Source organism: Microcoleus sp. ARI1-B5 (assembly GCF_036705795.1).
Taxonomy (GTDB): Bacteria; Cyanobacteriota; Cyanobacteriia; order Cyanobacteriales; family Microcoleaceae; genus Microcoleus.
Map to the genome: position 1 here is coordinate 1 of NZ_JAUBVK010000007.1, position 23,752 is coordinate 23,752.

The 23,752-nt window shown below is 47.5% G+C and carries 21 protein-coding genes and 1 pseudogene; 10 read left to right on the top strand and 12 right to left on the bottom strand.

All coding sequences use genetic code 11. The features are described from left to right. Nucleotides 1–207, top strand: a pseudogene (locus QUB63_RS13085) (calcium-binding protein); the annotation flags it as partial. 253 nt (nucleotides 208–460) lie between these two features. On the opposite strand, the gene QUB63_RS13090 reads toward QUB63_RS13085, so the two are convergent. Next, nucleotides 461–1,015, bottom strand: a complete 555-nt coding sequence (locus QUB63_RS13090) for an NUDIX hydrolase (protein ID WP_332945627.1) — start codon at nucleotides 1,013–1,015, stop codon at nucleotides 461–463. A 323-nt stretch (nucleotides 1,016–1,338) separates the two neighbouring features. Between QUB63_RS13090 and QUB63_RS13095 the strand changes: the two genes are divergently transcribed. Continuing rightward, nucleotides 1,339–2,118, top strand: coding sequence for an AMIN domain-containing protein (locus QUB63_RS13095; RefSeq protein WP_332945629.1), 780 nt, complete (start codon nucleotides 1,339–1,341; stop codon nucleotides 2,116–2,118). Between the two features lie 53 nt (nucleotides 2,119–2,171). Here QUB63_RS13095 and QUB63_RS13100 read toward each other — a convergent pair whose 3' ends face one another. Continuing rightward, nucleotides 2,172–2,768: a DUF3172 domain-containing protein gene (locus tag QUB63_RS13100; RefSeq protein WP_332945631.1), complete on the bottom strand. Its 597-nt coding sequence runs from the start codon at nucleotides 2,766–2,768 to the stop codon at nucleotides 2,172–2,174. Nucleotides 2,769–3,055: 287 nt separating this feature from the next. On the opposite strand from QUB63_RS13100, the gene clpS reads away from it, so the two are divergent. Next, nucleotides 3,056–3,337: an ATP-dependent Clp protease adapter ClpS gene (gene clpS / locus QUB63_RS13105; protein WP_332945632.1), complete on the top strand. Its 282-nt coding sequence runs from the start codon at nucleotides 3,056–3,058 to the stop codon at nucleotides 3,335–3,337. A gap of 241 nt (nucleotides 3,338–3,578) precedes the next feature. Here clpS and QUB63_RS13110 read toward each other — a convergent pair whose 3' ends face one another. Together QUB63_RS13110 and QUB63_RS13115 are read right to left on the bottom strand one after the other, a co-directional pair. Beyond that, the gene (locus QUB63_RS13110) at nucleotides 3,579–3,917 is read right to left on the bottom strand and encodes an RNA recognition motif domain-containing protein (RefSeq protein WP_332945633.1); all 339 of its coding nucleotides are present in this window, start codon (nucleotides 3,915–3,917) and stop codon (nucleotides 3,579–3,581) included. A gap of 284 nt (nucleotides 3,918–4,201) precedes the next feature. After that, entirely contained in the window at nucleotides 4,202–5,479 is a 1,278-nt protein-coding gene (locus tag QUB63_RS13115; protein WP_332945635.1) for a hypothetical protein, read from the bottom strand. 411 nt (nucleotides 5,480–5,890) lie between these two features. Between QUB63_RS13115 and QUB63_RS13120 the strand changes: the two genes are divergently transcribed. The 4 genes from QUB63_RS13120 to QUB63_RS13135 all read left to right on the top strand — a co-directional run bounded on the left by QUB63_RS13120 (nucleotide 5,891) and on the right by QUB63_RS13135 (nucleotide 9,175). Beyond that, nucleotides 5,891–7,273 carry a UDP-N-acetylmuramoyl-tripeptide--D-alanyl-D-alanine ligase gene (locus QUB63_RS13120; protein ID WP_332945939.1) on the top strand — a complete coding sequence of 461 codons (1,383 nt, stop codon included), beginning with the start codon at nucleotides 5,891–5,893 and terminating at the stop codon, nucleotides 7,271–7,273. 215 nt (nucleotides 7,274–7,488) lie between these two features. Further along, nucleotides 7,489–7,914, top strand: coding sequence for a hypothetical protein (locus QUB63_RS13125; protein WP_332945636.1), 426 nt, complete (start codon nucleotides 7,489–7,491; stop codon nucleotides 7,912–7,914). An 18-nt stretch (nucleotides 7,915–7,932) separates the two neighbouring features. Further along, entirely contained in the window at nucleotides 7,933–8,454 is a 522-nt protein-coding gene (locus tag QUB63_RS13130) for a hypothetical protein (protein ID WP_332945637.1), read from the top strand. A 91-nt stretch (nucleotides 8,455–8,545) separates the two neighbouring features. Continuing rightward, nucleotides 8,546–9,175, top strand: a complete 630-nt coding sequence (locus tag QUB63_RS13135; RefSeq protein WP_332945638.1) for a Uma2 family endonuclease — start codon at nucleotides 8,546–8,548, stop codon at nucleotides 9,173–9,175. A gap of 44 nt (nucleotides 9,176–9,219) precedes the next feature. Here the strand turns inward: QUB63_RS13135 and QUB63_RS13140 are convergent, their stop codons facing one another. From QUB63_RS13140 to rpsB, 8 genes are all read right to left on the bottom strand, one after another. Next, on the bottom strand, nucleotides 9,220–9,642 hold the full coding sequence (locus QUB63_RS13140; RefSeq protein WP_332945639.1) for a hypothetical protein: 423 nt from the start codon (nucleotides 9,640–9,642) through the stop codon (nucleotides 9,220–9,222). Between the two features lie 247 nt (nucleotides 9,643–9,889). Beyond that, entirely contained in the window at nucleotides 9,890–10,534 is a 645-nt protein-coding gene (locus tag QUB63_RS13145) for a Uma2 family endonuclease (RefSeq protein ID WP_332945640.1), read from the bottom strand. 74 nt (nucleotides 10,535–10,608) lie between these two features. Then, entirely contained in the window at nucleotides 10,609–11,253 is a 645-nt protein-coding gene (locus QUB63_RS13150; RefSeq protein ID WP_332945642.1) for a Uma2 family endonuclease, read from the bottom strand. A gap of 385 nt (nucleotides 11,254–11,638) precedes the next feature. Next, nucleotides 11,639–13,723 (bottom strand): elongation factor G, encoded by a 2,085-nt coding sequence (gene fusA, locus QUB63_RS13155; RefSeq protein WP_332945643.1) that lies wholly within the window; start codon nucleotides 13,721–13,723, stop codon nucleotides 11,639–11,641. A 390-nt stretch (nucleotides 13,724–14,113) separates the two neighbouring features. Continuing rightward, nucleotides 14,114–16,600: an ATP-dependent DNA helicase RecG gene (gene recG / locus QUB63_RS13160; RefSeq protein ID WP_332945644.1), complete on the bottom strand. Its 2,487-nt coding sequence runs from the start codon at nucleotides 16,598–16,600 to the stop codon at nucleotides 14,114–14,116. Nucleotides 16,601–16,810: 210 nt separating this feature from the next. Next, nucleotides 16,811–17,818, bottom strand: a complete 1,008-nt coding sequence (locus tag QUB63_RS13165) for a hypothetical protein (protein ID WP_332945645.1) — start codon at nucleotides 17,816–17,818, stop codon at nucleotides 16,811–16,813. Nucleotides 17,819–18,110: 292 nt separating this feature from the next. Then, nucleotides 18,111–18,773, bottom strand: a complete 663-nt coding sequence (gene tsf / locus QUB63_RS13170; RefSeq protein WP_332945646.1) for a translation elongation factor Ts — start codon at nucleotides 18,771–18,773, stop codon at nucleotides 18,111–18,113. Nucleotides 18,774–19,101: 328 nt separating this feature from the next. Then, nucleotides 19,102–19,929 carry a 30S ribosomal protein S2 gene (gene rpsB / locus QUB63_RS13175; RefSeq protein ID WP_332945647.1) on the bottom strand — a complete coding sequence of 276 codons (828 nt, stop codon included), beginning with the start codon at nucleotides 19,927–19,929 and terminating at the stop codon, nucleotides 19,102–19,104. A gap of 345 nt (nucleotides 19,930–20,274) precedes the next feature. Here rpsB and QUB63_RS13180 point away from each other — a divergent pair, with 345 nt between their 5' ends. The 3 genes from QUB63_RS13180 (at nucleotide 20,275) to QUB63_RS13190 (ending at nucleotide 23,565) form a co-directional block, all read left to right on the top strand. Then, a complete protein-coding gene (locus QUB63_RS13180; protein WP_332945649.1) occupies nucleotides 20,275–22,596 on the top strand; it encodes a cation:proton antiporter in 2,322 nt (773 codons plus the stop codon). A 208-nt stretch (nucleotides 22,597–22,804) separates the two neighbouring features. After that, nucleotides 22,805–23,344: a hypothetical protein gene (locus tag QUB63_RS13185; RefSeq protein WP_332945650.1), complete on the top strand. Its 540-nt coding sequence runs from the start codon at nucleotides 22,805–22,807 to the stop codon at nucleotides 23,342–23,344. A 92-nt stretch (nucleotides 23,345–23,436) separates the two neighbouring features. Further along, nucleotides 23,437–23,565 (top strand): hypothetical protein, encoded by a 129-nt coding sequence (locus QUB63_RS13190; protein WP_332945651.1) that lies wholly within the window; start codon nucleotides 23,437–23,439, stop codon nucleotides 23,563–23,565. Nucleotides 23,566–23,752 lie beyond the last annotated feature (187 nt).

Consider the following 23,752-nt stretch of genomic DNA (forward strand, 5'->3'; position numbering starts at 1 on the left):
AACAGCGGTATCGATACTATCCTCAATTTTGAAGTAGGAACCGACAAGTTTGCTTTAGCTGGCGGCTTGAGTTTCGACTCCTTGCAAATTAACTCCACGGCGAACGGCACTGTCCTGCAAAGAGCCTCCACTGGCCTGGTTTTGGCTAATGTTTTGGGAGCTAATAATGCTATTACTGCTCGGGATTTTGTGACTTTTTCCCAGTAACACAAAACTCCGAAAGGTTCGCAGCATCGGACTCCCTTCCGCATCCAAGAGAGGACTTTAGTCCTCACTACAAACCCAACTTTAAGAGAAAACTCAAAAAGGTTCGATCGTTCGGAATGCGAGTCCGCATCCAAGAGAGGACTTTAGTCCTCACTACAAACCCAACTTTAAGAGAAAACTCAAAAAGGTTCGCAGCATCGGAATGCGAGTCCGCATCCCAGAGAGGACTCGCATTCCGAACGATCAAACCCAACTACTGTTTCTTCAAAAAATCTAATCCTAAAAAAATAGCTGCGATGCTTCCTGCTACGCAAATTTCTCGACTTGCTAGTTTCAACAAAACTTCGGCAATGGGAACTAAAACTACTTCAATATCTTCTGTAATATCCAATTGTATTTTGCTGGCAAGCTTGACATTTTTAGCAAAGTATAGGTAAATAGAATTGGTGTCTTTTACCGGGTTATCATATAAGGTTGCTAGTTCCCAGATTTCTTCAGCAACATATCCGGTTTCTTCGGCGAGTTCTCTGGCAGCAGCAGATTTGCCGCTTTCTTGGGCAGGATTGAAACTTCCGCCCGGGAGTTCCAGCAAAATCTCGCCGGCTCCATGCCTGTATTGGCGCACAAATACAAGTTCTTGCTGTTCTGTCACCGCAAATACTAGGGCGATATTGGGTCGGACATTAACAAAAAAGTCGTTGATAATTTGTCCGCTTGGCAATTCTATTTCATCTTGTCTGACTTGACACCACTTGTGGTTAAGCACGAAGCGCGATCGCAGTATTTTCCATTTAGTTAAAATTTTCATATTAATTAATTCTTCCTAGGACGCGCACTACTAATCCTTCGTAGGGTGCGCATTGCACACCTTACCCTTACCCTAGTTGAAGGCGAAGGAAAATAAAAGAAAAATCAAGGCGTATCTGTTGCCATCAGGCAGAATGTTTTAACTTGCAATTCCCAATTCCCCATTCCCCAATTACCAATTAATGCTAAACTTTTAGCGTCAAGCGGCGCTTGCCGTAACGAGCAGGCGCGGCGCAGCTATCCCGAGCGTGAATCGCCCGCAACACATCTACCAAAAAAATTATCCTCAAAGCTAGTTAAAATCTCAACTTTCACTCTTGGGCCATGCAATACAAAAAATTACCGCCGAAATTTGGCGCCCACTTACAAAAATTGACTGTTAAGTGTATTTTACGCTCATTGTTCGGCTCTGTGTCGATCGCTCTGAGCATAGCAGCAACCGCCACTGTTGCGACAATCGAAATCGCACAGCAACCAGCAAATGCTTCTACAGTCACAAGTTGGCAGTTCTATCCGGCCACAAATCAGTTAGAAATTACTCTCCCAGATGGCGCAACTCCTACATATTCTCTAATCAACCCGTCTCAAATTGCTGTGGATTTGCCCAATACCGAGATCGGAGTCGATGCAACTCAACTATACCCGCAAGGCACTGTGCGTTCTGTGGCGGTGACTCAACTGCAATCTGGAACGGCGAGAATTTTGGTAAATTTGGCGGACGGAGTGGCTTTCAACGGCGAACAAATTCAATTCCAAAAAGTCGGAGAAAATCGCTGGGTGCTGCGTCCCTCGATCGAACCTAGTGCGAGGGTGCAAATTACCGAAAGGCAAACCCAGCCTGCAATACAAGTACCGCAAAACCAGCCGCCAACCGCTCCCAACTCAACTGCTGCCCGATCGCCTGTCCCACCTGCGTCGCCTGAGGCGATAACTTACAAGCAAAACTCTTCGCAGCAGTCAACTCCAAACGAGCAAATCCGACCGATAACTTTGCCTTTAGTCAGGGTTCCGGTTAACGGACGCCAGGGGATAGGTTCTGCCCCTGTACGCCGTCCTGCTGCAGCTTCCCAGCGGATTATCAACTTTGGTGAACCGCTTCGCTAATACTCGCTTTAAGCGATCGCACCTATTTTATGCGATCGAGCCGACGCTCGCAGTTAGAAATTTTGACTTTCAGTAGCTGGAGCTGTCGAACCCGGTTGGTTGAGGAACAGGTTTTTCGCGCCGTCGTTTTGGTAGATACAGTTAATTTCCGGTTGACCTTCCAGAGGGCCGGTGAAGCCGAAGGTGTTCATGCGATTTTTGCACTCGCGCACTTGCTCTTGGTTAATCAGTTTTCTTTGTTCGAGAATTGCCCAGTTATTGGTTCGCAGGACGCATCCGGGACGCATACTCGGCTGCGAGATGTAGACGTTGAAGGGGTTGAGGGTGACGAAGAGGCGCATATCTGTTACCATCGCGCTGGCTCCAAACTGCACGCAAAGTTCGGGGTTCGGGGCGCTGCGATCGATAAATTCGCGGGATGCTACGTTTTCTGGGCTAATTGTAGCTGTGGAACTGAAGGCAATGCCAATCCCAATTCCCAGAATAAAAACGGCTGTTAAAATCCCGATGGTGGCGGAATTGAGGAATGAAGGTTTGCCGGACTGAGGTTGGCGCCGCGACTGCGGGCCAAATGAGCCGGAGTCTTCATCTCCCCGGAATGGGTCAAAGTTGAATCTGTCGTCGTTGTAGGAGTTAGGTTTGCGTTTCATATAAGCTTCCGTAAGTTCTAGAGACTCAACAGGTAGTAGTTTGTTATTTTTAACCGATCTCGCCTTTCTAATATTATGGCGCTAGGAAGGTGGCGGCTACAGCCTGGGGACAGTCAGTCTGCATCTGGTGTTCGGTTCACAGCTCGCGATCGACTAGGCCACTGCCTTGTCTGAATTTGGAGATTTAAATAAAATAACTGAAAGTGAGATACTCTTGCACAGCGGAGCAATCCGGCTCAAGATTATTGACAAATTTTAACATCCTACAAGTCAGGAGGTATAGATTAGTGTCTGTCGAAATTATTGAAAAGCGTTCTACAGTCCGCAAGCTTGCACCGCGCTACCGCGTTTTGCTCCACAATGATGATTTCAATCCGATGGAGTACGTGGTGCAGACTTTGATGGCGACGGTACCGAGTCTGACTCAGCCACAGGCTGTGAATATTATGATGGAAGCCCACACTAACGGGCTGGGACTGGTGATTGTTTGCGCTCTCGAACACGCTGAGTTTTATGCTGAAACGCTGAACAATCACGGATTGAGCAGCACCATCGAACCTGACGATTAAAACAGTAGAGGCAGTGCCAGGAGTTCGCCCAGTTGATTTGTGACTCCTACCCAATACTCTCATACCAAAAAGCCAAGGGTCGATCCTTGGCTTTTTGGTATATTGAATGCGGTCGATCGGGAAACTTGAATAGCAGAGGTTTTGCGGAACTGACAGAATTGCTTCGGAGCTAGGTCAATCAGCTACGCGATCTCTCCTCGCCAATTTCCGCTCTCCCATAAACAATCTCGATCCTAGAAAATTAATAGCGTCCGCCACCGCCGCCGCCACCGCCGCGACTAAATTTGCCTGGACCGCCGCCGCCCCGGTTGCCGCCGCCGCCCCGGCCGCCTTCATCTTCGCGGGGCTTAGCTTTGTTAACTTTGAGGTCGCGACCCATCCACTCTGCTCCGTCGAGAGCAGCAATCGCTGCATCTTCTTCGGCATCGGTTGACATTTCTACAAAACCAAAGCCGCGGGGGCGACTGGTTTCTCTGTCGGTAGGTAGATGTACTCGCTTAACGGTTCCGTATTCGGCGAAGACGGTGGTGATGTCTTCTTGGGTAACTTGATAGGATAAGTTACCGACGTATATCGACATGAGGAATAACTCCAAAAATTAGACAGTGCAAAGATTTCAGTTTCGGAGAGTCCCCTGCCGATACAGAAGGGCAAGTTTTTAAACAATTCTGTAGCAATGAACAAAGCCTGCAACCGAATCTGATACACTTGGGATTTTAACACAGAATAGCGTCTTTTGAGTAGCTTTAAGCAGTTAATTAGGTCTTATAATTCAACTTCAAACTTTTAGGGTATTCACCAACCCGATTTCCACCTGTGATGTTTTGGCAAGCTGGAACCTGAGAAAGTTGTGGGACAGGCCGGCTACCGCAGGAAAGATACGTCTATATTGCCAAAATTGGTACTCAAAGCTAGATTCAGGTTTTCCAGGGCTTTGACTAACCACACCACGCCTTCTCGGGTAGAGAATTCGTAGTGGCCGAACAAAATTGCCAACCGCTTTTCTAGATAGGGCTTGACTTTGCCGCAAATTAGCACGATTTTCAGCAGCAAACCTGTGGTTTGGGTGGGCCCGAGGTTGGAGATCAGGTCGATGAAGACAAAGTGGTTGGGCCGCGCAGGACTCTCTACTACTAAAAAGTTCAATAACTGGCTGCAAGTTCTGATCATTAAAAATTCGTTAAACTTCTGAGCATCGTTGTGGGGAAAGGTATTTTGTAGCTGCTTATACAGTTTTTCGTTAAATTGACGTTTGCCGTAGCGATCGTCGGTGACAGAAGGAATCAGGTATTCGTACAAGTCGTCTTTAAAGGAGCCGTAAGACTGGTTTGTGCTGGCGTTCGCCGTGAAGCGGCCCGCTAGCTGTCTGTAGGTATCGGCTCCTTCTACTTTTCCGACAAATTGCTTGAGGGCAAAGAACAGTTCCGGGTCGCTCAACAGCGTCGGGTTTTTTATAGGCTGTATATTTCTGCCGAAGGAGATTGAGGTTTGCCGGCGGGCTATCTGGGCTTTTCTCACTTGGTGAGCGACGTATTGCGAGAGGTCTAGTTCAAATTGCTGCTGCTTTTGAGCTTGGATTTTTTTAATGATTTTTTGCTGTTCGTAGGTGCTGTCGTCGCTGAGGAGGCAGTGTTTGTACAGGTAAGGGTATCGGGGAATTAAGGTTCCGAGGGCTAGGGTGGCGGGGGTTTTGGTGTTGCTGCTGTCTTCATTGCTGTGGGTGATGACTTGGGCTAAGCGTTTGAGGGTGAGGTACTGTTCGCTTTCGGTAAATTGATTTACTAATTTGGGGATGGAGCGAGCCGCCCGCGATCGACTGTATCCCAATATTTTGGGGGCTTCTTCAAACAGAGCGATCAATTCCGGGATGGCGGCTTGCTTGCTGGGGTAGGTTTGCCAGCGGTTGATCAAAATGTGGCAGCAGCGGTTGAGGATGTATTTGAATTCTTGTTCGGCGTGTTGTGATGCTGCTATTTTTTCGAGTGCGTCGGCGACTGTGCGATCGGGATATCCGGTACCGCGGATAAACAAAGTGCGAAACCGGTTGATGAGTTCGATCGGCTGCTCTACTTGTACCAACTCCAGCCAGTGGTTGTAAAGTAGCTGTTCTTCTTCGTGGCTCTGTCTGTTGTAGTCGTTCACTGTGCATTAACCCTCCGAGGATTGGACAAAAGCTTTCAGCGCCATTGGTTTGATGAATTGGCAGATGAAGCACCACAATTAGGTCAACCGAGCTTCTCGCCGGACAAGGCTTAGGGGTGGAAGCGGTCAGCACAGACAGCCGATCGATCTTTTTTGCTTAGTTAAACTATTTACCAACACCAGCATGACATGAATTGTTAGCAATTAGCAAGGCCTAAAATCACCATAAACTTTGTAAAGTATTGGTAAAGATTGTGGGTGGCTTCGGTAGGATTTCTTGGTGGGCGGACGATTTAGTATTAGGATTATTAATGTCAATCCTAGTAGGCAGCCCCCGAGCGGTTAATTTTGAGGTCGGGCGCGGTAGGATTGCGTGTGAAAATAATTATTTGAATTGTGAGTGTTGGTAATATGGTCTGTCGCGTCAGTATCGCCCGACTTTCTGAAATTTTAACTATAGCTTTGCCTGCTGTGTCTGAGGGCGTTCTGACAGCTTTAGGGACAGGTATTGCCACAGATACGCGCACTATTGAGGGGGGCGAAGTATTTTTGGCGCTGCGGGGAGACAATTTTGACGGGCATCAATTTGTGGCCAAAGCCCGGGATTTGGGAGCGATTGCGGCGGTAGTCGATCGCGATTGGCAAGAAGAAGTTCCCAATTTTGGGCTGTTGCGCGTTGACGATACTTTAAAAGCTTACCAGGCGATCGCAGCCTGGTGGCGCGACCAATTCAGCATACCGATAATTGCTGTTACTGGTTCTGTCGGTAAAACTACTGCCAAAGAATTAATTGCAGCGGTTTTGTCAACCAGCGGAAATGTTCTGAAAACTAAATATAACTACAACAATGAAATTGGAGTTCCCAAAACTCTGTTAGAGCTTTCGCCGTCACACAATTATGCTGTAATTGAAATGGGAATGCGCGGACTCGGGGAAATTGCGCTGCTGTCGCAAATTGCGCGCCCTACTGTGGCGGTAATTACTAACGCAGGAACGGCGCATATCGGGCGATTGGGTTCCGAAGATGCGATCGCCCGCGCGAAGTGCGAACTGTTAGCCGAAATGCCTGCTGAGAGCATTGCTATTCTCAATCACGATTCTGACAGATTAATCGCAACAGCGGCGCAAGTTTGGCAGGGAAAAACTTTAACTTACGGTTTAGAAGGCGGCGATTTGTGCGGGGAATTGCTGAATAATGATACAATGTTTGTAGAAGGTGTGGAATTGCCGCTGCCCTTGGCGGGAAGGCACAATGCTGTAAATTATTTGGCGGCTTTGGCGGTAGCAAAAGTTTTAGGGATTGACTGGGAAGTTTTACAGCAAGGTTTGTCTGTGCAGTTACCGGATGGACGGGCGCGCAAGTACGAATTGCCAAATGATATTGTGATTCTGGATGAGACTTACAATGCTGGTTTGGAGTCGATGTTGGCGGCGCTGAGACTGTTAGCGGATACTCCGGGAAAGCGGCGGATTGCGGTGTTGGGCACGATGAAGGAATTGGGCGAAAGGGCGATCGAATTTCACCGACAAGTGGGAAAGGCGGCGCGAGATTTAAACCTCGATGCTTTGTTTGTTTTTGCGGATTTTGAGGAAGCGGCGGCGATGGCTGCGGGTGCGGCGGGCGTGCCTTTTGTGCAGGTAGAAGATATTGCGGCCCCGAATTCCCGGGAAGATTTGACTAGGCATTTAATGGAGTTTGTTACGGCGGGCGATCGTATTTTATTTAAGGCCTCTCATTCAGTCGAGTTAAATCGAGTTGTCCAGAAGTTCCGCGCCGATTTGGCAGGCGAATAACTGGCAATTAGGAGCGTGAGGACTTCAGTCCGCATCAAATAAGAGAGGACTGAAGTCCGAACGATCAAACCTATGTTTTAGATGATATGATTTACTTTAAAAGTGCGATGGCTACGCCCCGGCTTGCGCCTACGAACTCTTCACAAAACTATCAATATATAGTTGCGATCGGTTTTTAGATCGGTAAAACCTGTATATAGTAGGAAGTTTTGAAAGTGGCCATTGGTAACGGAGCGAACAACCAACCAACAAAGACTACAGAACCGGCTAATAGAGCCTTGCAAGTCACGATACCCGTAACACTTTATGCGTTTGGCAACAGACAAAGCCCGCGTCCTCCCCGTCTCAGTAAAGACATTACCGTTGAAAACGATTGTGTAAAACCTACCAAGCCACCAACAGGAGCATCTACTTTTGGTGATATTCAGTACGCACCGCTGACAGGACATTATTATAAGCTCGATCGAGAGACAAAATTGCCTGAAGGTCTTGATGTTATCGCTGACGGTAAAGATGTTGGTGGTACTCATGCCCGGACTCATCATACTATCTACCCCAATCGAGAAATGCCATTTACAGAGTTTGTCGATAAATATCTCGATAGCGGTTGGATTTATGCCGGAAAGAAAGAACTAAAATAATAAAAATAGGTAAAATTAATGCTTCACGAACAGACTGCAAATAATACGGAAATTTGGCATAAACTTGTTGAAAGCGAGATTGTGTACATCGAAAGTCGTAAAAACTTTGTCAGAGATTGTACAAATAAAGTAGCAATTTTTCAGAAAGCTCTACATACCCCGACCGAAAGAGGTACAGCATTGCGACTTATAGAGTATCTCGAAACTGAAGAACGCCAGCTTTTGTTTGACGATTTAGTTGACTTAGCTAGCGTTTCGCACTCAGATATTGAACTTTGCCGCCAAGCTATTCTCGCTTTACCTAAATCATGGCTTATAGAAAATATTGAAACAAGTACCGCTCAAATTATTAAAAATGGAACGGATGAAGAGTACAGACGACTGTTAGAGCTATATATTGAAATTGACTTGGAACTGGCGGGAAGACTTGCTAAAAAAGCATTGGAGCATGAAGATCCTGACGTTTGCGAGGTTGGGGAAGATTTCGATAACTATATCAAAAGAGCAAGTAGCGAACGTATTGCTCTCAAAGTGAATTAAAGAGCGAGCGCACTTTGGGTGATGATATAATTTAAAAGTGCGATGGCTGCGCCCCGGCCCCGGCCTGCGAACTCTTCACCAAAGTAACCCCATGATTGCTAAAACTCTCAGCCCGCCCGAACAAATAGTCGAGCTATCGAATATCAGTTGGCAAACTTACGAAACTTTGCTTGCCGAAATCGGCGATCGGCCAATTAGACTGAGATACAATCGCGGCAATTTGAAAATCATGGTACCTTCTCCTGAACACGAAGTTTACAAAAGAGTAATAGGTCGATTTGTTGAAACATTAGCTGAAGAATTAGATGTCAGAATAGAACCTCTGGGTTCTACGACATTCAAACGTCCCGAACTTATTGGTGCCGAACCCGATGATTGTTTTTACATCCAGAATGCTAGTGCAGTTAAAGGCAAAAAACGACTCGATATGAGTCAAGATCCGCCGCCAGATTTAGTGGTGGAAATTGATATTACCAGCAGATCGGACAGTAGCTTGCAGGTTTATGCCGATCTGGGAGTGCCGGAAGTTTGGATTTATAATGGTTCGCGGCTCAGAATTAACAGATTAGAAGATGGAGGGTATGTGGAGTGCGAGATCAGTTTAGCATTTCCGAGTGTGGCTGTTTTAGAGATTGTCAGTTTTCTGGAACAGGCGGAAACAATGGATTATTTGGAATTAGTTAAATCATTTCGTAACTGGGTAAAGAGCCAAATTAGTTAAAACCTAAATAATCTTAACTTTGAATAAAGTTATTCCCCAGAGCGCTATAATCGCTGAATGGGAAGATCTGGAGAAATCTCAATTATTGAAAGTTGGCCCCTTTCAACTACTGTATTTCCGAGAAGTGTATTTTGCATGGCCTCAAACTTAGATTCTTCCTTGGCAATTCGTTCGTAGTGCAAAATAACGTGATAACACTTTTCAATTGGCTCTCCAGAATCCGAAAGTTCCACCGCATCCCAATCTATATGATTTTGAGACTCTTCGGCCTTCTGGCGGTAACGAGTGGCTAAGTGTTCTAGGGCGATCGCGATCGCGTGTTCTTTTGTGTGTCCGTAAAAATTAGATTGCTCGTCGGGACGATCGCTCAAAGATGATGAAATTCGGCAAATATACTGCTCGTTTTCTTGAGGAAAAACGGCGATCGAAATTGTTCCCTCAGTGCGATCGGGCTTGATTTGTGTCATTTCAACCTCCTTGGAAAATAGACTTTGCGATTGCGACGCGAACAATGACATAAAGGCGTTGACATACTCACGAGCCTAAAAGCGCGGTGATTATTGACGGAGCGGATAAATTTTTGATTGCCTCTACATTATACTAAAGTTAGGGAGTAATTGTGAAGTCAGGGCGATACGATTATTAATCGAATCTTAGCAAAAATTAGAGAGATGCTCTACGAGGGCTTCGCTAACGCGCAAATCGATCGCCCTTCTATTCCCCTGACTGTATTTGACTCCTCACCCACTCCCGGAACAACCGCAGCAAAGCATTTTCCTTGGTAGTCCTCCTCAACTCCAAAAAGCGCAACATTTCAACTTGCGACAAAAAAGGAAAAGTCGGAGAAACATCTCTTTCTGCATATTCCTGTGATTCCAACTGATAAATTATTAAACGATTTCCGTCGTAGCGCCAAACTTCGGGCACGCCTAAACTTGCATATAAAGAAAGGCGATCGATCGAACTGCTAGTAACGTCAATTTCCACCACTAAATCTGGGGGCGGATATTGATTGAGATCGATTTGCTGTTTGTCCCAAACCACATTCTCATTTTGGATATAGTAGCACTGATCTGGTTCCAAACCGATCGCCAAATCCTCGCGCCTGCAAGTTAGTGAACCCAAACTCCGAATTTCGATATTTAATTCTTCAGTGACACTCTCGACAAAACGTCCTAAAATTTTCTTACTACCTTCGTGCGGTGCTGATGGGGTCATGATTTCTAAATTTCCGCGATCGTAAGTCAGGCGAATTCCTCTCTGTTGGGCTAACTCGTTCAGCAGGGATTCGTAGGTTTTCCAGCTAATGTTGTTTAGCAGAATTCCGCTAGTTTGATTCGGGATTAGGGTGGCTGTCATGGCTACCTGCCTCGGTTTTAAATTATTAATTGTATGTTAGCAAAAATTATTTTCATTAACGGGCGATCGCCCATCTATTCCCCTGACTGAATTTGACTCCTCACCCACTCTCGAAATGCTCGAATCATCGAGGTTTCTCCGGCAGTATTCTGCATTTCTATAAACCGGACAATCTCAGCAGCCGACAGAAAAGGAAACTTAGGAGAAACATTTCTTTCTGCATATTCTTTGCCCTCTAGTTGATAAAACTTCAGGCGGGAACCGTCATAACGCCAGACTTCCGACACGCCCAAAGCTGCATACAATTCCATTCGGTTAATCGAACTGCTGGTGATGTCAATCTCGATGACTAAATCTGGTGGGGGATCTTGATTTAAGTTGATTTGCTGGAGATTGCGGACACTTGCTTCATTCTCGATATAGTAGCACTGATCGGGTTCTAAACCGCGTTCTAAATCCTCGCGCCTGCAAGTTAGTGAACCCAAACTCCGAATTTCGATATTTAATTCTTCAGTGACGCTTTCTACAAAACGGCAGAAAATTTTCTTACTGCCGACCTGGGGCGCTGATGGAGTCATAATTTCTAAATTTCCGCGATCGTAAGTCAGGCGAATTCCTCTCTGTTGGGCTAACTCGTTCAGCAGTGATTCGTAAGTTTTCCAGCTAATGTTGTTTAGCAGAATTCCGCTAGTTTGATTTTGGATTAGGGTGGCTGTCATGGCTGCCTACCTGGGTTGTAGATTATTAATTGTATTTTAGCAAATATGATATTGGACTTATTTCATTTATAACAATTATTGCTACAATATATTTGGGGTTTTGTTTGTGAGAGCTAGGTGGTGCTGGTGCGTCGCTCTTAGATTCTCGATTTTTATGCAGAGATTTTGAATGGATCCACACCCTACAGCTTCGATCGCGAAACCGCAGATAAACGCAAATAAACGCAGATAAAATTAAGATTCGTGGACGCATAAATATCGAAGAAACCGGGTTTTTCACCTAATCTCGTCGCTGTGGCGAAGGATGTTCGTGAAAAAACCCGGTTTCTGGCTACCTTTTCATGCAGTGCGATCGCACTATTCGATCGCACTTACACTCAATACACTACTTAGCAGCTTGACGCTCTTTGGCCTCCTTGATCACTTCCTCAGCGATGTTGCTCGGACAAGGAGCATAGTGCGAGAAAGACATGGAAAACTGACCGCGCCCAGAAGTCATAGTACGCAAATCGCCAATATAGCCAAACATTTCGCTCAACGGCACATCTGCCTTAATCCGCGCGCCTGTTTGTCCGGTTTCCTGAGATTTCATCATCCCCCGGCGGCGGTTGAGGTCGCCGATGACATCGCCCATGTGATCGTCTGGGGTGAAGACATCGACATTCATGATCGGTTCCAGCAACTGAGGCCCTGCTTTGGGAACGGATTGTCGGTAGGCGGCTTTTGCAGCAATTTCAAAGGCCATTGCTGAAGAGTCAACCGGGTGGAAACCTCCATCAACCAGCGTGAACTTTAAGTCCAAGCAGGGGAACCCAGCCAAGACGCCGTTCTCGATGCAGCTTTCAAAGCCTTTTTGTACCGCCGGCCAATACTCTCTGGGGACGCTACCGCCGGTTACTTTTGACTCGAACACGAAGCCGCTGCCCACTTCACCGGGCTCGACGATATAGCCGATTTTGGCAAATTGACCGGAACCACCAGATTGCTTCTTGTGGGTGTAGTTGTCTTCGAGGCGCTTGGTGATGGACTCGCGGTAGGCTACCTGCGGTTCGCCAACTTCTACCTCGACGCCGTGGGTGCGTCTGAGAATGTCCACTTTGATGTCGAGGTGCAGTTCGCCCATGCCCTTGAGGATGGTTTCGCCGCTTTCTTCGTCTGTCACCATGTGGAAGGATGGGTCTTCTTGTACCATCTTCGTGAGGGCGGCTCCCATTTTTTCTTCGCCTCCTTTGAGTTTCGGTTTGACCGAAATGGAGATGACTGGTTCTGGGAAGACCATCGGCTCAAGGGTTGCGGGATTTTTGGGGTCGCAGATGGTGTGTCCGGTGCGGACGTTTTTCATGCCCACAATTGCCACAATGTCGCCTGCTTGGGCCGAGTCAATTTCTTCGCGGGAATTGGCGTGCATTTCTACCAAACGGCTGATGCGCTCGGTCTTGCCTGTGGCGGTGTTGAGTACCGTATCGCCTTTAGACAGCTTGCCGGAGTACAAGCGGGTGAAGGTTAAAGCGCCGAAGCGATCGTCCATAATCTTAAATGCCAGCGCGCGCAAAGGCTTTTCTGGATCGACGATCGCGAAATTGCCGGTTTCCTCGCCGTCGAGATCCACCTCGGGCTGAGGCGTAACTTCCATCGGGTTCGGGAGGTAGTCAACCACAGCATCGAGTACCAACTGCACGCCCTTATTTTTAAACGACGAGCCGCAGTAGGTGGGGAAAAATGCCATGTCGCGGGTGCCCTTGCGGATGCAGCGCTTGAGGTCTTCGATGCTCGGCTCGTTTCCTTCGAGGTACTGTTCCATCAGGTGATCGTCCTGCTCGACGGCCAGTTCGATCAACTGTTCGCGGTATTTCTCGACCTCATCAACCATGTCGGCAGGAACTTCCTGGATTGTGTAGTTCATCGGATCGCCGGAGTCATCCCAGATCCATGCCTTGCGGGTCAGCAAATCGACCACGCCGGAAAACTTTTCTTCAATGCCGATCGGCAGAACCATCACCATCGGTTTAGCTGCCAGGACTTTATCGACTTGCTTGACAACTCGGTAAAAATCTGCACCCGTGCGATCGAGCTTATTGATGTAGACGATGCGAGCAACTTTAGAATCGTTAGCGTAGCGCCAGTTAGTTTCCGATTGCGGTTCAACTCCACCCGAACCGCAGAACACACCGATACCGCCATCGAGAACCTTGAGAGAACGGTAAACCTCGATCGTAAAATCGACGTGTCCGGGAGTATCGATGATGTTGAGCTGATGCTCGTTCCAGAAACAGGTAGTAGCAGCGGATTGAATCGTAATACCGCGCTCTTGCTCCTGTTCCATGAAGTCAGTCGTCGCCGCGCCTTCGTGAACTTCACCTATTTTGTGGATTTTGCCTGTCAGCTTCAGGATTCTTTCAGTTGTGGTGGTTTTGCCAGCATCTACGTGGGCGAAGATGCCAATATTTCGATAACGAGTCAGATCTTTCATAATTACTGTTGAGATTAAATGCGACGAACCGTCGGCGACCAACTGCAAGCTTGACAAGCGAGGAATTAATTCTGCCTTACCAGCCTGTACGGGCTGGATTTCATTTTCCCTGTTTTTCGCAGGACTATCTTAATTTTGACACTTCTGGGCCATTCCTGGGAAGGATTCTTGGGTCAATAAGTGCGGGAATCCTTACAACTCATAAAAATAACCCAGATAAAGCTGAAAAACCCAGTTTATTTGATCCCAGAAGACCGGGCGGTTGAAACCGCGTCTACACAAACAAAACCCGAGCTCAGAGGGGTTGAAGAATGAGCGGTGAAAATTGCGTTATTTTCTTCAGTCGGCGGAGGCGGACTTCGTTTTTGTAGAAGCGGTTTCAACCGCCGTCTAAGTCAAAATCGAGCCGCTCATCATCCGCTGATATCTCCGCTCCAATTCATCCCGCACCACCGGCCAAGCATTCAAACTTTCATCATTCTCAATTACCATTTGAGCCGCCGCCCTCGCCAACTCCAAAACCTCTTGATCCTCCACCAAACTCGCCAAAGCAAAATCCGGCAAACCCGACTGCCGAGTTCCCAAAACCTGACCAGGGCCGCGCAACCTCATATCCATTTCCGCAATAAAAAAGCCATCTTGAGATTGTTCTAAAACCTTCATTCTCTGCATAGCTTCCGCCGCCTTGGAACCGGGCATCAACAAACAATAAGAACGGTTGCTGCCCCGACCGACTCGCCCCCGCAACTGGTGCAGTTGCGACAGTCCAAAACGCTCCGAATTTTCAATCAGCATTACCGTGGCATTCGGCACGTCCACTCCCACTTCCACCACAGTAGTAGATACTAAAATATCAGTTTCTTTGTCCCGAAACTTAGTAATTGCCTCATCTTTGTCAGCACTGCTCATCCTGCCGTGGAGCAAACCGACCTTAAACTCAGGAAATACACTTGCTTGAAGTTTTTCTTGTTCCTCAATTGCCGATCGCACATCCAACTTTTCCGACTCCTCCACCAGAGGCAGAACCACATAAACTTGACGGCCGCCCGCCACCTCCCGACGAATCAGATCGTAAGCTTGGAGGCGTTCTTTCGCAGACAGAACAGTTGTTTGAATCGCCTGCCGGCCGGGGGGAAGTTCATCAATTTGACTCACGTCTAAATCGCCGTGCAGAGTCAGCGCCAGCGTCCGGGGAATGGGAGTAGCAGTCATCGTCAAAACGTGGGGAGATTCGCCTTTTTGCTGCAATTTAGCGCGCTGCTGCACGCCGAATCTGTGCTGTTCGTCAATTACTGCCAAACCCAATTTATGGAAATTCACCGTATCTTGAATCAGCGCGTGAGTTCCCACTAAAACGGGCAATTCTCCGGTTTCTAACTGGCTGTGAATTTCCCGGCGCTTGGCTACTTTTGTCGAACCAGTTAACAGTTCGACAGACAAGTGCATCAAATTAAACCAACCTACCAATTTGCGGTAATGCTGTTCTGCTAAGACTTCCGTCGGCGCCATTAAAGCAGCTTGATAGCCGGATTGAATTGCTGCTAGCATTGCGACTACGGCGACTACAGTTTTGCCAGCGCCGACATCGCCTTGCACTAATCTGTTCATCGGTTGCGGCGAAGCTAAATCGTTGAGGATGTCGTTAATTACTCTTTCTTGAGCGTTAGTCAAGGCAAAAGGCAAGATTTCATAGAAATGTTCGATCAATTTGCCGCTAGGAAGGATGACGGCGCTAGCTTGAGCTTTTCTTTGGGTTTGGCGCCGCTTTAAAAGTCCTAATTGCAGGTAGAAAAATTCGTCAAAAACTAAGCGGCGGCGGGCGGCGGCCAAACAATCTCGATCGAGCGGAAAGTGGATATTAGTCACGGCATCGGCTAAACCCATTAAACCGTAACGCTCGCGCAAATCCTCCGGTAGCGATTCCGGTAACAGTTTCGCGGCCCCAATTGCAGCCAAGATCGATCGCCTCACCGAACCAGCATCTACCCCTTCCGTCAGCGGATAAACAGGAATCAGGCGGCCGACTTTCATAGATTCGATCGCACCGCCGGAGTCATCTAATACTTCCAATTCGGGATTTTCTAGAGTAATGCCGTATTTACCCTGCTTCACCAACCCCGAAGCAGCAAGTATCGCACCTGTACAATACTCGCGCTTTTTGAATTCTTGCCAGCCGCGATTGCTGTAGCGAGGCCCAGCAAAAAAGCGACTAATTTTTATTTCTCCGGTGCGGTCTTTTAAAATTACTTCTAATATAGTTAATTTCTTATTTTTCGGGCTAGAAAAGCAATTGCAGCGCTTTACTTCGGCGATTAAAGTGACAGTTTCCCCGGCTACAAGTTCGCGAATTCGTACTTGCTTTGCATAGTCGATGTGGTTGCGGGGATAGTAATAAAGCAAGTCGTATACGGTGTATAAACCGAGTTTTAGCAAGCGGTTGCCGTTGGCTGGGCCGATGCCTGTCACGCGCGTTAACGGTTGATCTAGCGTCAAGCTAGGCGGTGCGGGTGCTGTACTCAGGGGTGCGGTTCGGGGAACGGAAAAGGCTGGGGCGCTTGGATCGGGAGCGTTTGCGGGTCTGACTTGTGTCGCTTGTTCTTCCCAAACTTGCTCCATTTGTCTGAGGAAACTGACTGTAATGGCGATCGAATGTTGGCGCCCTTCAATATCCTTCTGAGGGTAGATGTCAAATTCAGCGGCTAGTTCTCTGGCTCGATCGCGCGAAGAACCTGCGACAGCACTTGCAAGCTGTCTCAAACTCAGACCGAGAAACTCGCTGAAGCGGTATTGACTGCCTTGGATGTCGTTAAATCCGCGATCGGCTTCTACTGAAAGAGCTTTTTGCAATCGCTGCCATTCTGGTTGGTTATTAGTCATCAGTCATTAGTTATTAGTCATTAGTCATTAGTCATTAGTCATTAGTCATTAGTTATTAATCATAGCTCAAGAATTCCAGACAATTACCTACTGACAACTGTCAACTGTCAACTGTCAACTGTCAACTGTCAACTGTCAACTGTCAACTGTCAACTGTCAACTGTCAACTGACAACTGTCAACTGTCAACTGTCAACTGTCAACTCTTCCTTCAATCTTCAAACCAACTCGATCGCCAAGCCGACTCAGCCTCCACCACAGCTAGTTCCCGCTGCTTTTTCTGGTAATCGCGGCCGAGCGAGTTCAACTTTACAGAGAGGTTGCGAATTTGCTGGCGCCAAGCCGAGGTTGCCGCATCGGCAAACTCTATTTCCGACAGCCGCATTTTAATAGCTGTAATGTGCAGCGCCATAGTTGGCGGTGTTTCTCCCAAGTTGGGCGGTGCTGGTGAGCTATCGGTTTCAATGATTAAGTTTAATAAGTTAGGTGGTCCGGCAACGCTGTCGCCGGAGGATTCAACACCAGAAGCAGCTTCTAGAACCTGTTCGGGCAATTGACTGGGCAAGATTCCCGACTGTTGCAGCAAGCGGTTGGTGTCGCGAGAAAGCAGTTTGATAATTTGGGCGATCGACTTTTCAATACTATTTTGCCAGCGCGCCAAACTTTCCGGGGAATTAGCAATTGGTAACTGGTAACTTGTCGCTGGAAATTGGTAGTTAATTGTCGGAAATTCGATTTTTTCCTCTTCGTCTGACTCTATTTCTTCCTCGAATTCGTCTGACTCTTCCTCGAATTCGTCTGACTCTTCCTCGAATTCGTCTGACTCTATGTCTTCCTCGAATTCGTCTGACTCTATTTCTTCCTCTTCCTCTTCCTCTTCCTCTGATTCAGTCGCCAGACCTCGCAATTTTTCTTGAGACGCCGCGGCCAAAAGCCTTACAGACTGCTGCATTTTTTGTCGCCCGTCGAAGGACAACTTGAGAAACGACTCCGGCACCGCTTGAGTGCAAAGGTGATAGCAAGCCAAAATTAACTGCTGCCGCACCGCTTGTCCCAACGCAGTCAAATAACCCTCGTAGGTACTGCGAAACTCCAAATTCAAGGCGGCTAAAGCCTCTTCGAGTCCTGCCAAATCTTGCTCTATGCGCTCTCTTGCTCCCACCATATCTCCCGTATAAAATTCAAATAGGACGATGGCTAAAAACCCGGTTTCTGCCACAAATTGTCTGATTTAAAGAATAACTTCTGGTTAGAAACCGGGTTTTTAGTACGCAGTGCATCAGTCCTGTAAAAATTAAAAATGTGAAAAATTAGCTTTTCACCTTCAGTCCTGGACGCATCGAGCCCCCCAACCCCCCTAAAAAAGGGGGGCTTTCAGGTTCCCCCCTAAAAAAGGGGGGCTTTCAGGTTCCCCCCTTTTTTAGGGGGGCTAGGAGTGGGATCGGGATTTGAGGCATTTCGTGCCTAAGTCCTGACATTTTTAATTTTCACTTCTCAATCTTAATTTTGGATTACTTAGCAGTACCCATTTGGGCTGCAACTTCATCGGCAAAGTTAGCTTCTACTTTCTCAATGCCTTCGCCCAACACAAAACGCACGAAGCGGCGCACTTGGACATTTTCTCCAATTTGGGCGATCGTTTGTTTCACCAACTCTTCCACCGAGATATTCTGATCTCTAATAAAAGGCTGATCCATCAAAGATAACTCTTTCAAGCGCTTTTCAATGCGTCCTTGAACAATCTTTTCTTTGATATTTTCCGGCTTGTTGCCCAAGTCATCCTTGCCCATTTCAATTGCCTTTTCTCGATCGACAATTTCAGCGGGGATATCTTCAACTTTCACGTATTCCACATTGGGGCAAGCTGCAATTTGCATCGCAATATTCCGCACCAAAGCTTGGAAATCTTCGCGGCGGGCGACAAAATCGGTTTCGCAGTTAACTTCCACCAACACACCGACGCGGCCGCCGGTGTGAATGTAGCTGCCTACTATACCTTCAGAGGCAACTCGTCCGCCTTTTTTGCCGGCCGAAGCCAGACCTTTTTTCCGCAGCCACTCAATTGATGTTTCGATATTGCCATCGTTTTCAACGAGGGCTTTTTTGCAGTCCATCATGCCTGCGCCGGTTTTGTCGCGCAGTTCTTTAACAAGTTTTGCAGATATGTCCGCCATCTTCTTTAAGTTCCCAATCAAAATTAGTCATTAGTCATTAGTCATTAGTCATCAGTCATTAGTCATTAGTCATCCGTCATTAATTTTAATGTTAATGATTAGACAAGAGTGAAGAAATACCCAGTCTGCCTTAGGGCAGACTTTGTACCTGTAGCGCTCGAACTAATTCGGGCGCTGACACTAATGAAGGTTTTTGCCAGAACTCTAGTAATGACCGAGACTAATGGCATTTACAATTAAAAATTAAAAATGTCAAACTTAAAATTATTATTTTAAATTTTCTATCTTTAATTTTTAATTTCCTGGTGTCAGATTGCCGATCGCAATATTAGCTTTCGTTGTCTTCGCCGTCAGCGTCGCCGTCGTCGGGCTCTACATCATTGGGGTCATCCAATTCTTCGCTTTCGCCATCATATTCCGCGCCTTCGTAACCGCCGTCGTAGTCGTAGTCTTCGTCAGCGTCGCCGCCTTGCTGACCGTGACGACCTTCGTAGATTGCATCAGCCAGCTTGCCGACAATCAGCTTGATCGATCGAATAGCATCGTCGTTCGCCGGAATCGCAATGTCCACTAAATCCGGGTCGCAGTTGGTGTCCAACAGAGAGACGATGGGAATTCCCAACTTTTGGCATTCCAACACCGCATTATACTCGCGGCGTTGGTCTACCAGCACCACTCCGTCGGGAATCTTGCGCATAGTTTTGATTCCGCCCAGATACTTCTGGAGTTTGACCATTTCTCGGCGCAGCACCGAAGCTTCTTTTTTCGGCAACAAATCCAGGGCGCCGATTTCCTCCCGGCGCTCCAAATCCTTGAGGCGCTCCACGCGGGACTTAATTGTCGTCCAGTTGGTGAGCATTCCCCCCAGCCAGCGCTGGTTGACGTAGTAAGCACCGCAGCGTTGAGCTTCTTGAGCTACAATCCCGGCCGCTTGGCGTTTCGTACCCACGAACAAAAACTTTTTGCCTTTTTCTGAGGCCACTCTCATGTACTCGTAGGCGTCTTCCATAAGCTGAGCGGTTTGCACGAGGTCGATGATGTGAACCCCGTTGCGCTCTGTAAAAATGTAGGGAGACATTTTCGGGTTCCACCGGCGGGTTTGGTGTCCGAAGTGAACCCCTGACTCTAACATTTGAGCCAAACTGACTACTGGCATTGTATTTTTAACTCCTGATTCGGGTTAATCCTCCACCCGGTCGTATTTCTGAAGGTTTGCGCCCTAGAAACACCCGAAAACCCGGATGTGCGAATTTAAACAACTTTTCTAGTTTATCACCAGAAGCACCACTTTTTCTGACAATCTGATATCCGTAGGGTTGGGTTATCCGTAGGGTTGCGTGGGCGGTGCGCGCCCGAAGCCAGTGAGATGCGGGTGGGCGGGTTGGGTGCGGGGGGCGCACGATACGGTTAGAGTTACTAGCAACCGCTTCTGAAAAAACGAAAAATCAAGTTTGGAGGTTGCCAAAGCCTTTGTTAGCTTGTGAGAGAATGGCAGGAGTGCGTGTCTTGTGCCTTCTTTCGTTCGATCGAGCTTTTATCCATTTTGTTCGATCGGCAATTCTGTCGGCTTTACTGCCGTGCCCTCTCGATCCGCAAAAATCCCAAAGCTAAAAACGCCATGCCCATTCCCATTCTCGTCCTGCTTGAAGTTCTAATTGTCATCGCACTTTCGAGACTTGTCGGTTTAGGATTTCGATCTATTAAACAACCTCAAGTCATTGGAGAAATTGTAGCAGGAATTATGCTCGGGCCTTCTCTGTTGGGCTTAGTTGCACCAGCCACCGCAACAGCACTTTTTCCAGCCGAAGCCGTTCCCTTCCTCAACGTGCTGTCTGAGGTGGGGCTGATATTTTTCATGTTCTTGGTTGGTTTAGAACTGAATCCGAAGTATCTCAAAAACAATTTAGATATCGCGATTTTAACTTCTCACGTCAGCATTTTAGTGCCGTTTTCCCTGGGAAGCTTGCTAGCGCTGCTGCTTTATCCCATCGTTTCAAATAATAGCGTTTCGTTTACAGCCTTTGCCCTCTTTTTGGGCGCTGCGATGTCAATTACTGCCTTTCCGGTGCTGGCAAGAATTATTACAGAACACAACTTGCAGAATACAAAATTGGGGACGCTGGCCCTGACTTGCGCTGCGGTAGACGACGTGACGGCGTGGTGTTTGTTGGCGGTGGCGATCGCAGTTACTCGAACTAACTCCATGATCGGCGCTTTGCCAACCATTTTTGCATCTTTAATTTACATCGGTTTCATGATGACTGTAGTCCGCTGGGTCTTGCAGTGGCTTTCCCGGCACTACAACCGCACCGGCAGATTAACACAGTTAGTGCTGTCGGGAATTTACATGGGAGTTGTAGCTTCTGCCTTAATTACTGAATTGATCGGCATTCATTTAATTTTCGGTGCATTTTTGCTGGGTGCCGCCATGCCGAAAAATGCGGGATTAACCAGAGAATTAGCTGAGAAAACCGAAGATTTTGTCCTGATATTTCTGCTGCCAGTCTTTTTTGCTTACAGCGGTTTGCGCACTCAAATCGGCCTGCTTAACAGTCCCGAATTGTGGCTGCTGTGCGCCGCAGTTTTGGGAGTGGCAATTGTCGGAAAATACGTCGGCACTTACGTGGCAGCCAGAGTCTGTGGCATCAGCAACCGCGAAGCTTCAGCCCTGGGATGGCTGATGAATACTCGCGGTTTGACTGAACTAATTGTGCTGAATATCGGTCTTTCCCTGGGCGTAATTTCGCCGCTGCTATTTACGATGTTAGTCATCATGGCTTTAGTCACAACTTTTATGACTTCGCCTCTGTTGGAGTGGACTTATCCAAAACGGTTAATTCGGTTAGATATTTCAGAAGTTAGCTCTCTTGATTCAGAATTAGAAGATTCACCAATTGCCGGTAGCAGCGAAGAAACTGGTAAAAAATTGCTGCCAACTTATCGAATTTTAGTACCGGTTGCCAATCCCAGCACGCAGAAAGGTTTACTGCAACTAGCGGTAGCGCTGGCGCAGCCGGCCGCTGGTATGGGTGGTGACGATTTACAGTCGGCGGCGGTTCATCCTCTGAGTTTGATAGAATTAAATGAGGATTATGCCTTTAAAAGTACGCCTGCAGAAGCCGATCGCGTTATTCAAGAGCGCCGCTCGAAATTATCAGAATTGATCGAGAGTTTGGAACTGCCGGAGGCGCGAAAATTCGTACATCCCATCATTCGGGTTACTAATGATGTAGCCCGGGAAACGGCACAAATTGCGGAGATCGATCGCGCGGATTTGATTTTAGTAGGATGGCACAGGCCTACTTTTAGCAGCAACCGTTTGGGAGGACGTGTCGGTCAAATTCTCGGCAACGCAAAGGTGGATGTAGCAATTTTTGTTGACAGAGGCGGGGAAAATTTGAATAACTTGTTAGTACCTTACGCGGCAAACATTCACGATGATTTGGGGTTAGAATTGGCGCTGAGACTGTTAGTTAATAGCGAGGAACGCCGTTTGACGGTACTGCGGGTGGCGGTTGACGGGGAAGCTGGAAACGAGCTGAGTTACGATTTTCAGCGAGTGATGGATCAGTTGCCGGTTGAGGTGCGATCGCGCATTGAAACTCCGATTGTGGAGGCTGCTGAGCCAATACAAGCAGTGGTGGCGGCTTCTGCTAATGCTGATTTGACTATTGCGGGTACGAGCCGGGAGTGGGGAATTGAGCGCCAAACTTTGGGACAGTATACTGATGAATTGGCTGTGCAGTGTCATTCTTCGCTGCTGATTGCGCGGTGCTACGTTAAAGTGCGATCGCACTTGGCGTCGGTACTTCCTCAAAGGTAGTCAGTTGACTGTTGACTGTTGGCAGTTGTTATTAGTTAAAGGTAGTCAGTTGACTGTTGACTGTTGACTGTTGACTGTTGACTGTTGACTGTTGACTGTTGTTATTAGTTATTGGTTATTGGTTATTTGTGAGTTAGTACCAATGCCCTGTTTGGCCAATGCCCTGTTTGGCCTGTTTGGCCTGTTTGGCCAATGCCCTGTTTGGCCAATGCCCAATGCGCAATTATTAATTACCAAGATGATGAATCATTTAAGACTCAAATCGCTGGCATTTTACGGAATTACGATCGGCTTAGTTGCGCTGCTGTTTAAAGTAGTCAGTGCTTACGGCGAAACAAATTTAAAGGCGGCCCCGGCAATTGCGGGAAATTATCGCTTCGATGCTAAAAGTTTGCCAGAATGTCTGAAATCTGATTCCTTGGTCTTGACAATCGAGCAATCAGGGGTTTATTTGAGCGGTAATTTGCGATCGGGCAGCAGCGAAGCCGATCGCGAAAAAATAGCCGAGGAGCCACCTTCTCTACATGGCAAGTGGGAAACTCAAGGATTGAGTTTGTCGGGTGCGGTTCCTAATTTAACGGGTTGCAGCGATTCCACAGCAACGGGTCAAAACAGTTCTGTTAAAATGCGAGGAATTGTGGAGGGAGAAAGCCTCAAGGGAAAAATTAGTCTAACTGATAAGGCGGTGGCTACTGATTTTACGGCTCAAAAAGAAGCGCCGCCGAAACCCCAGAAGAAGGAACATTGATCGATCCCAATAGGGAATCGGTAATTGTCAAATTCTTGCTCGGTTTCCGACTCTGCGATCTTAAATCCGGTTACGTCGCAAGGATGTCGAGGGTGCGAGCGTCCCGCTCGCTTTCGGAAACTACAGCCCGACCCTGGAAAAATTATAATTCCGCAGCAGGCGATCGGCTGGGTCAAATCATGGATGAAGAAAAACTCAGCGGCCGATCGCCGTGCGACTAATCCGAGCGCGCGTAGCGGCCAAAGCAGTAAAAATGCTGTTGGGCCAACTTGTCCGCGAGCTCGTCTACTCCCAAAACCCAAGCATCGAATCTGAAATCGAGCACCAAGAATTGTTAGAGTGAAATATATACATAAAAGTCAACGATCGAAATAAAGTATCCCTGAGGAGTCGTCGGTTCTGAATTTG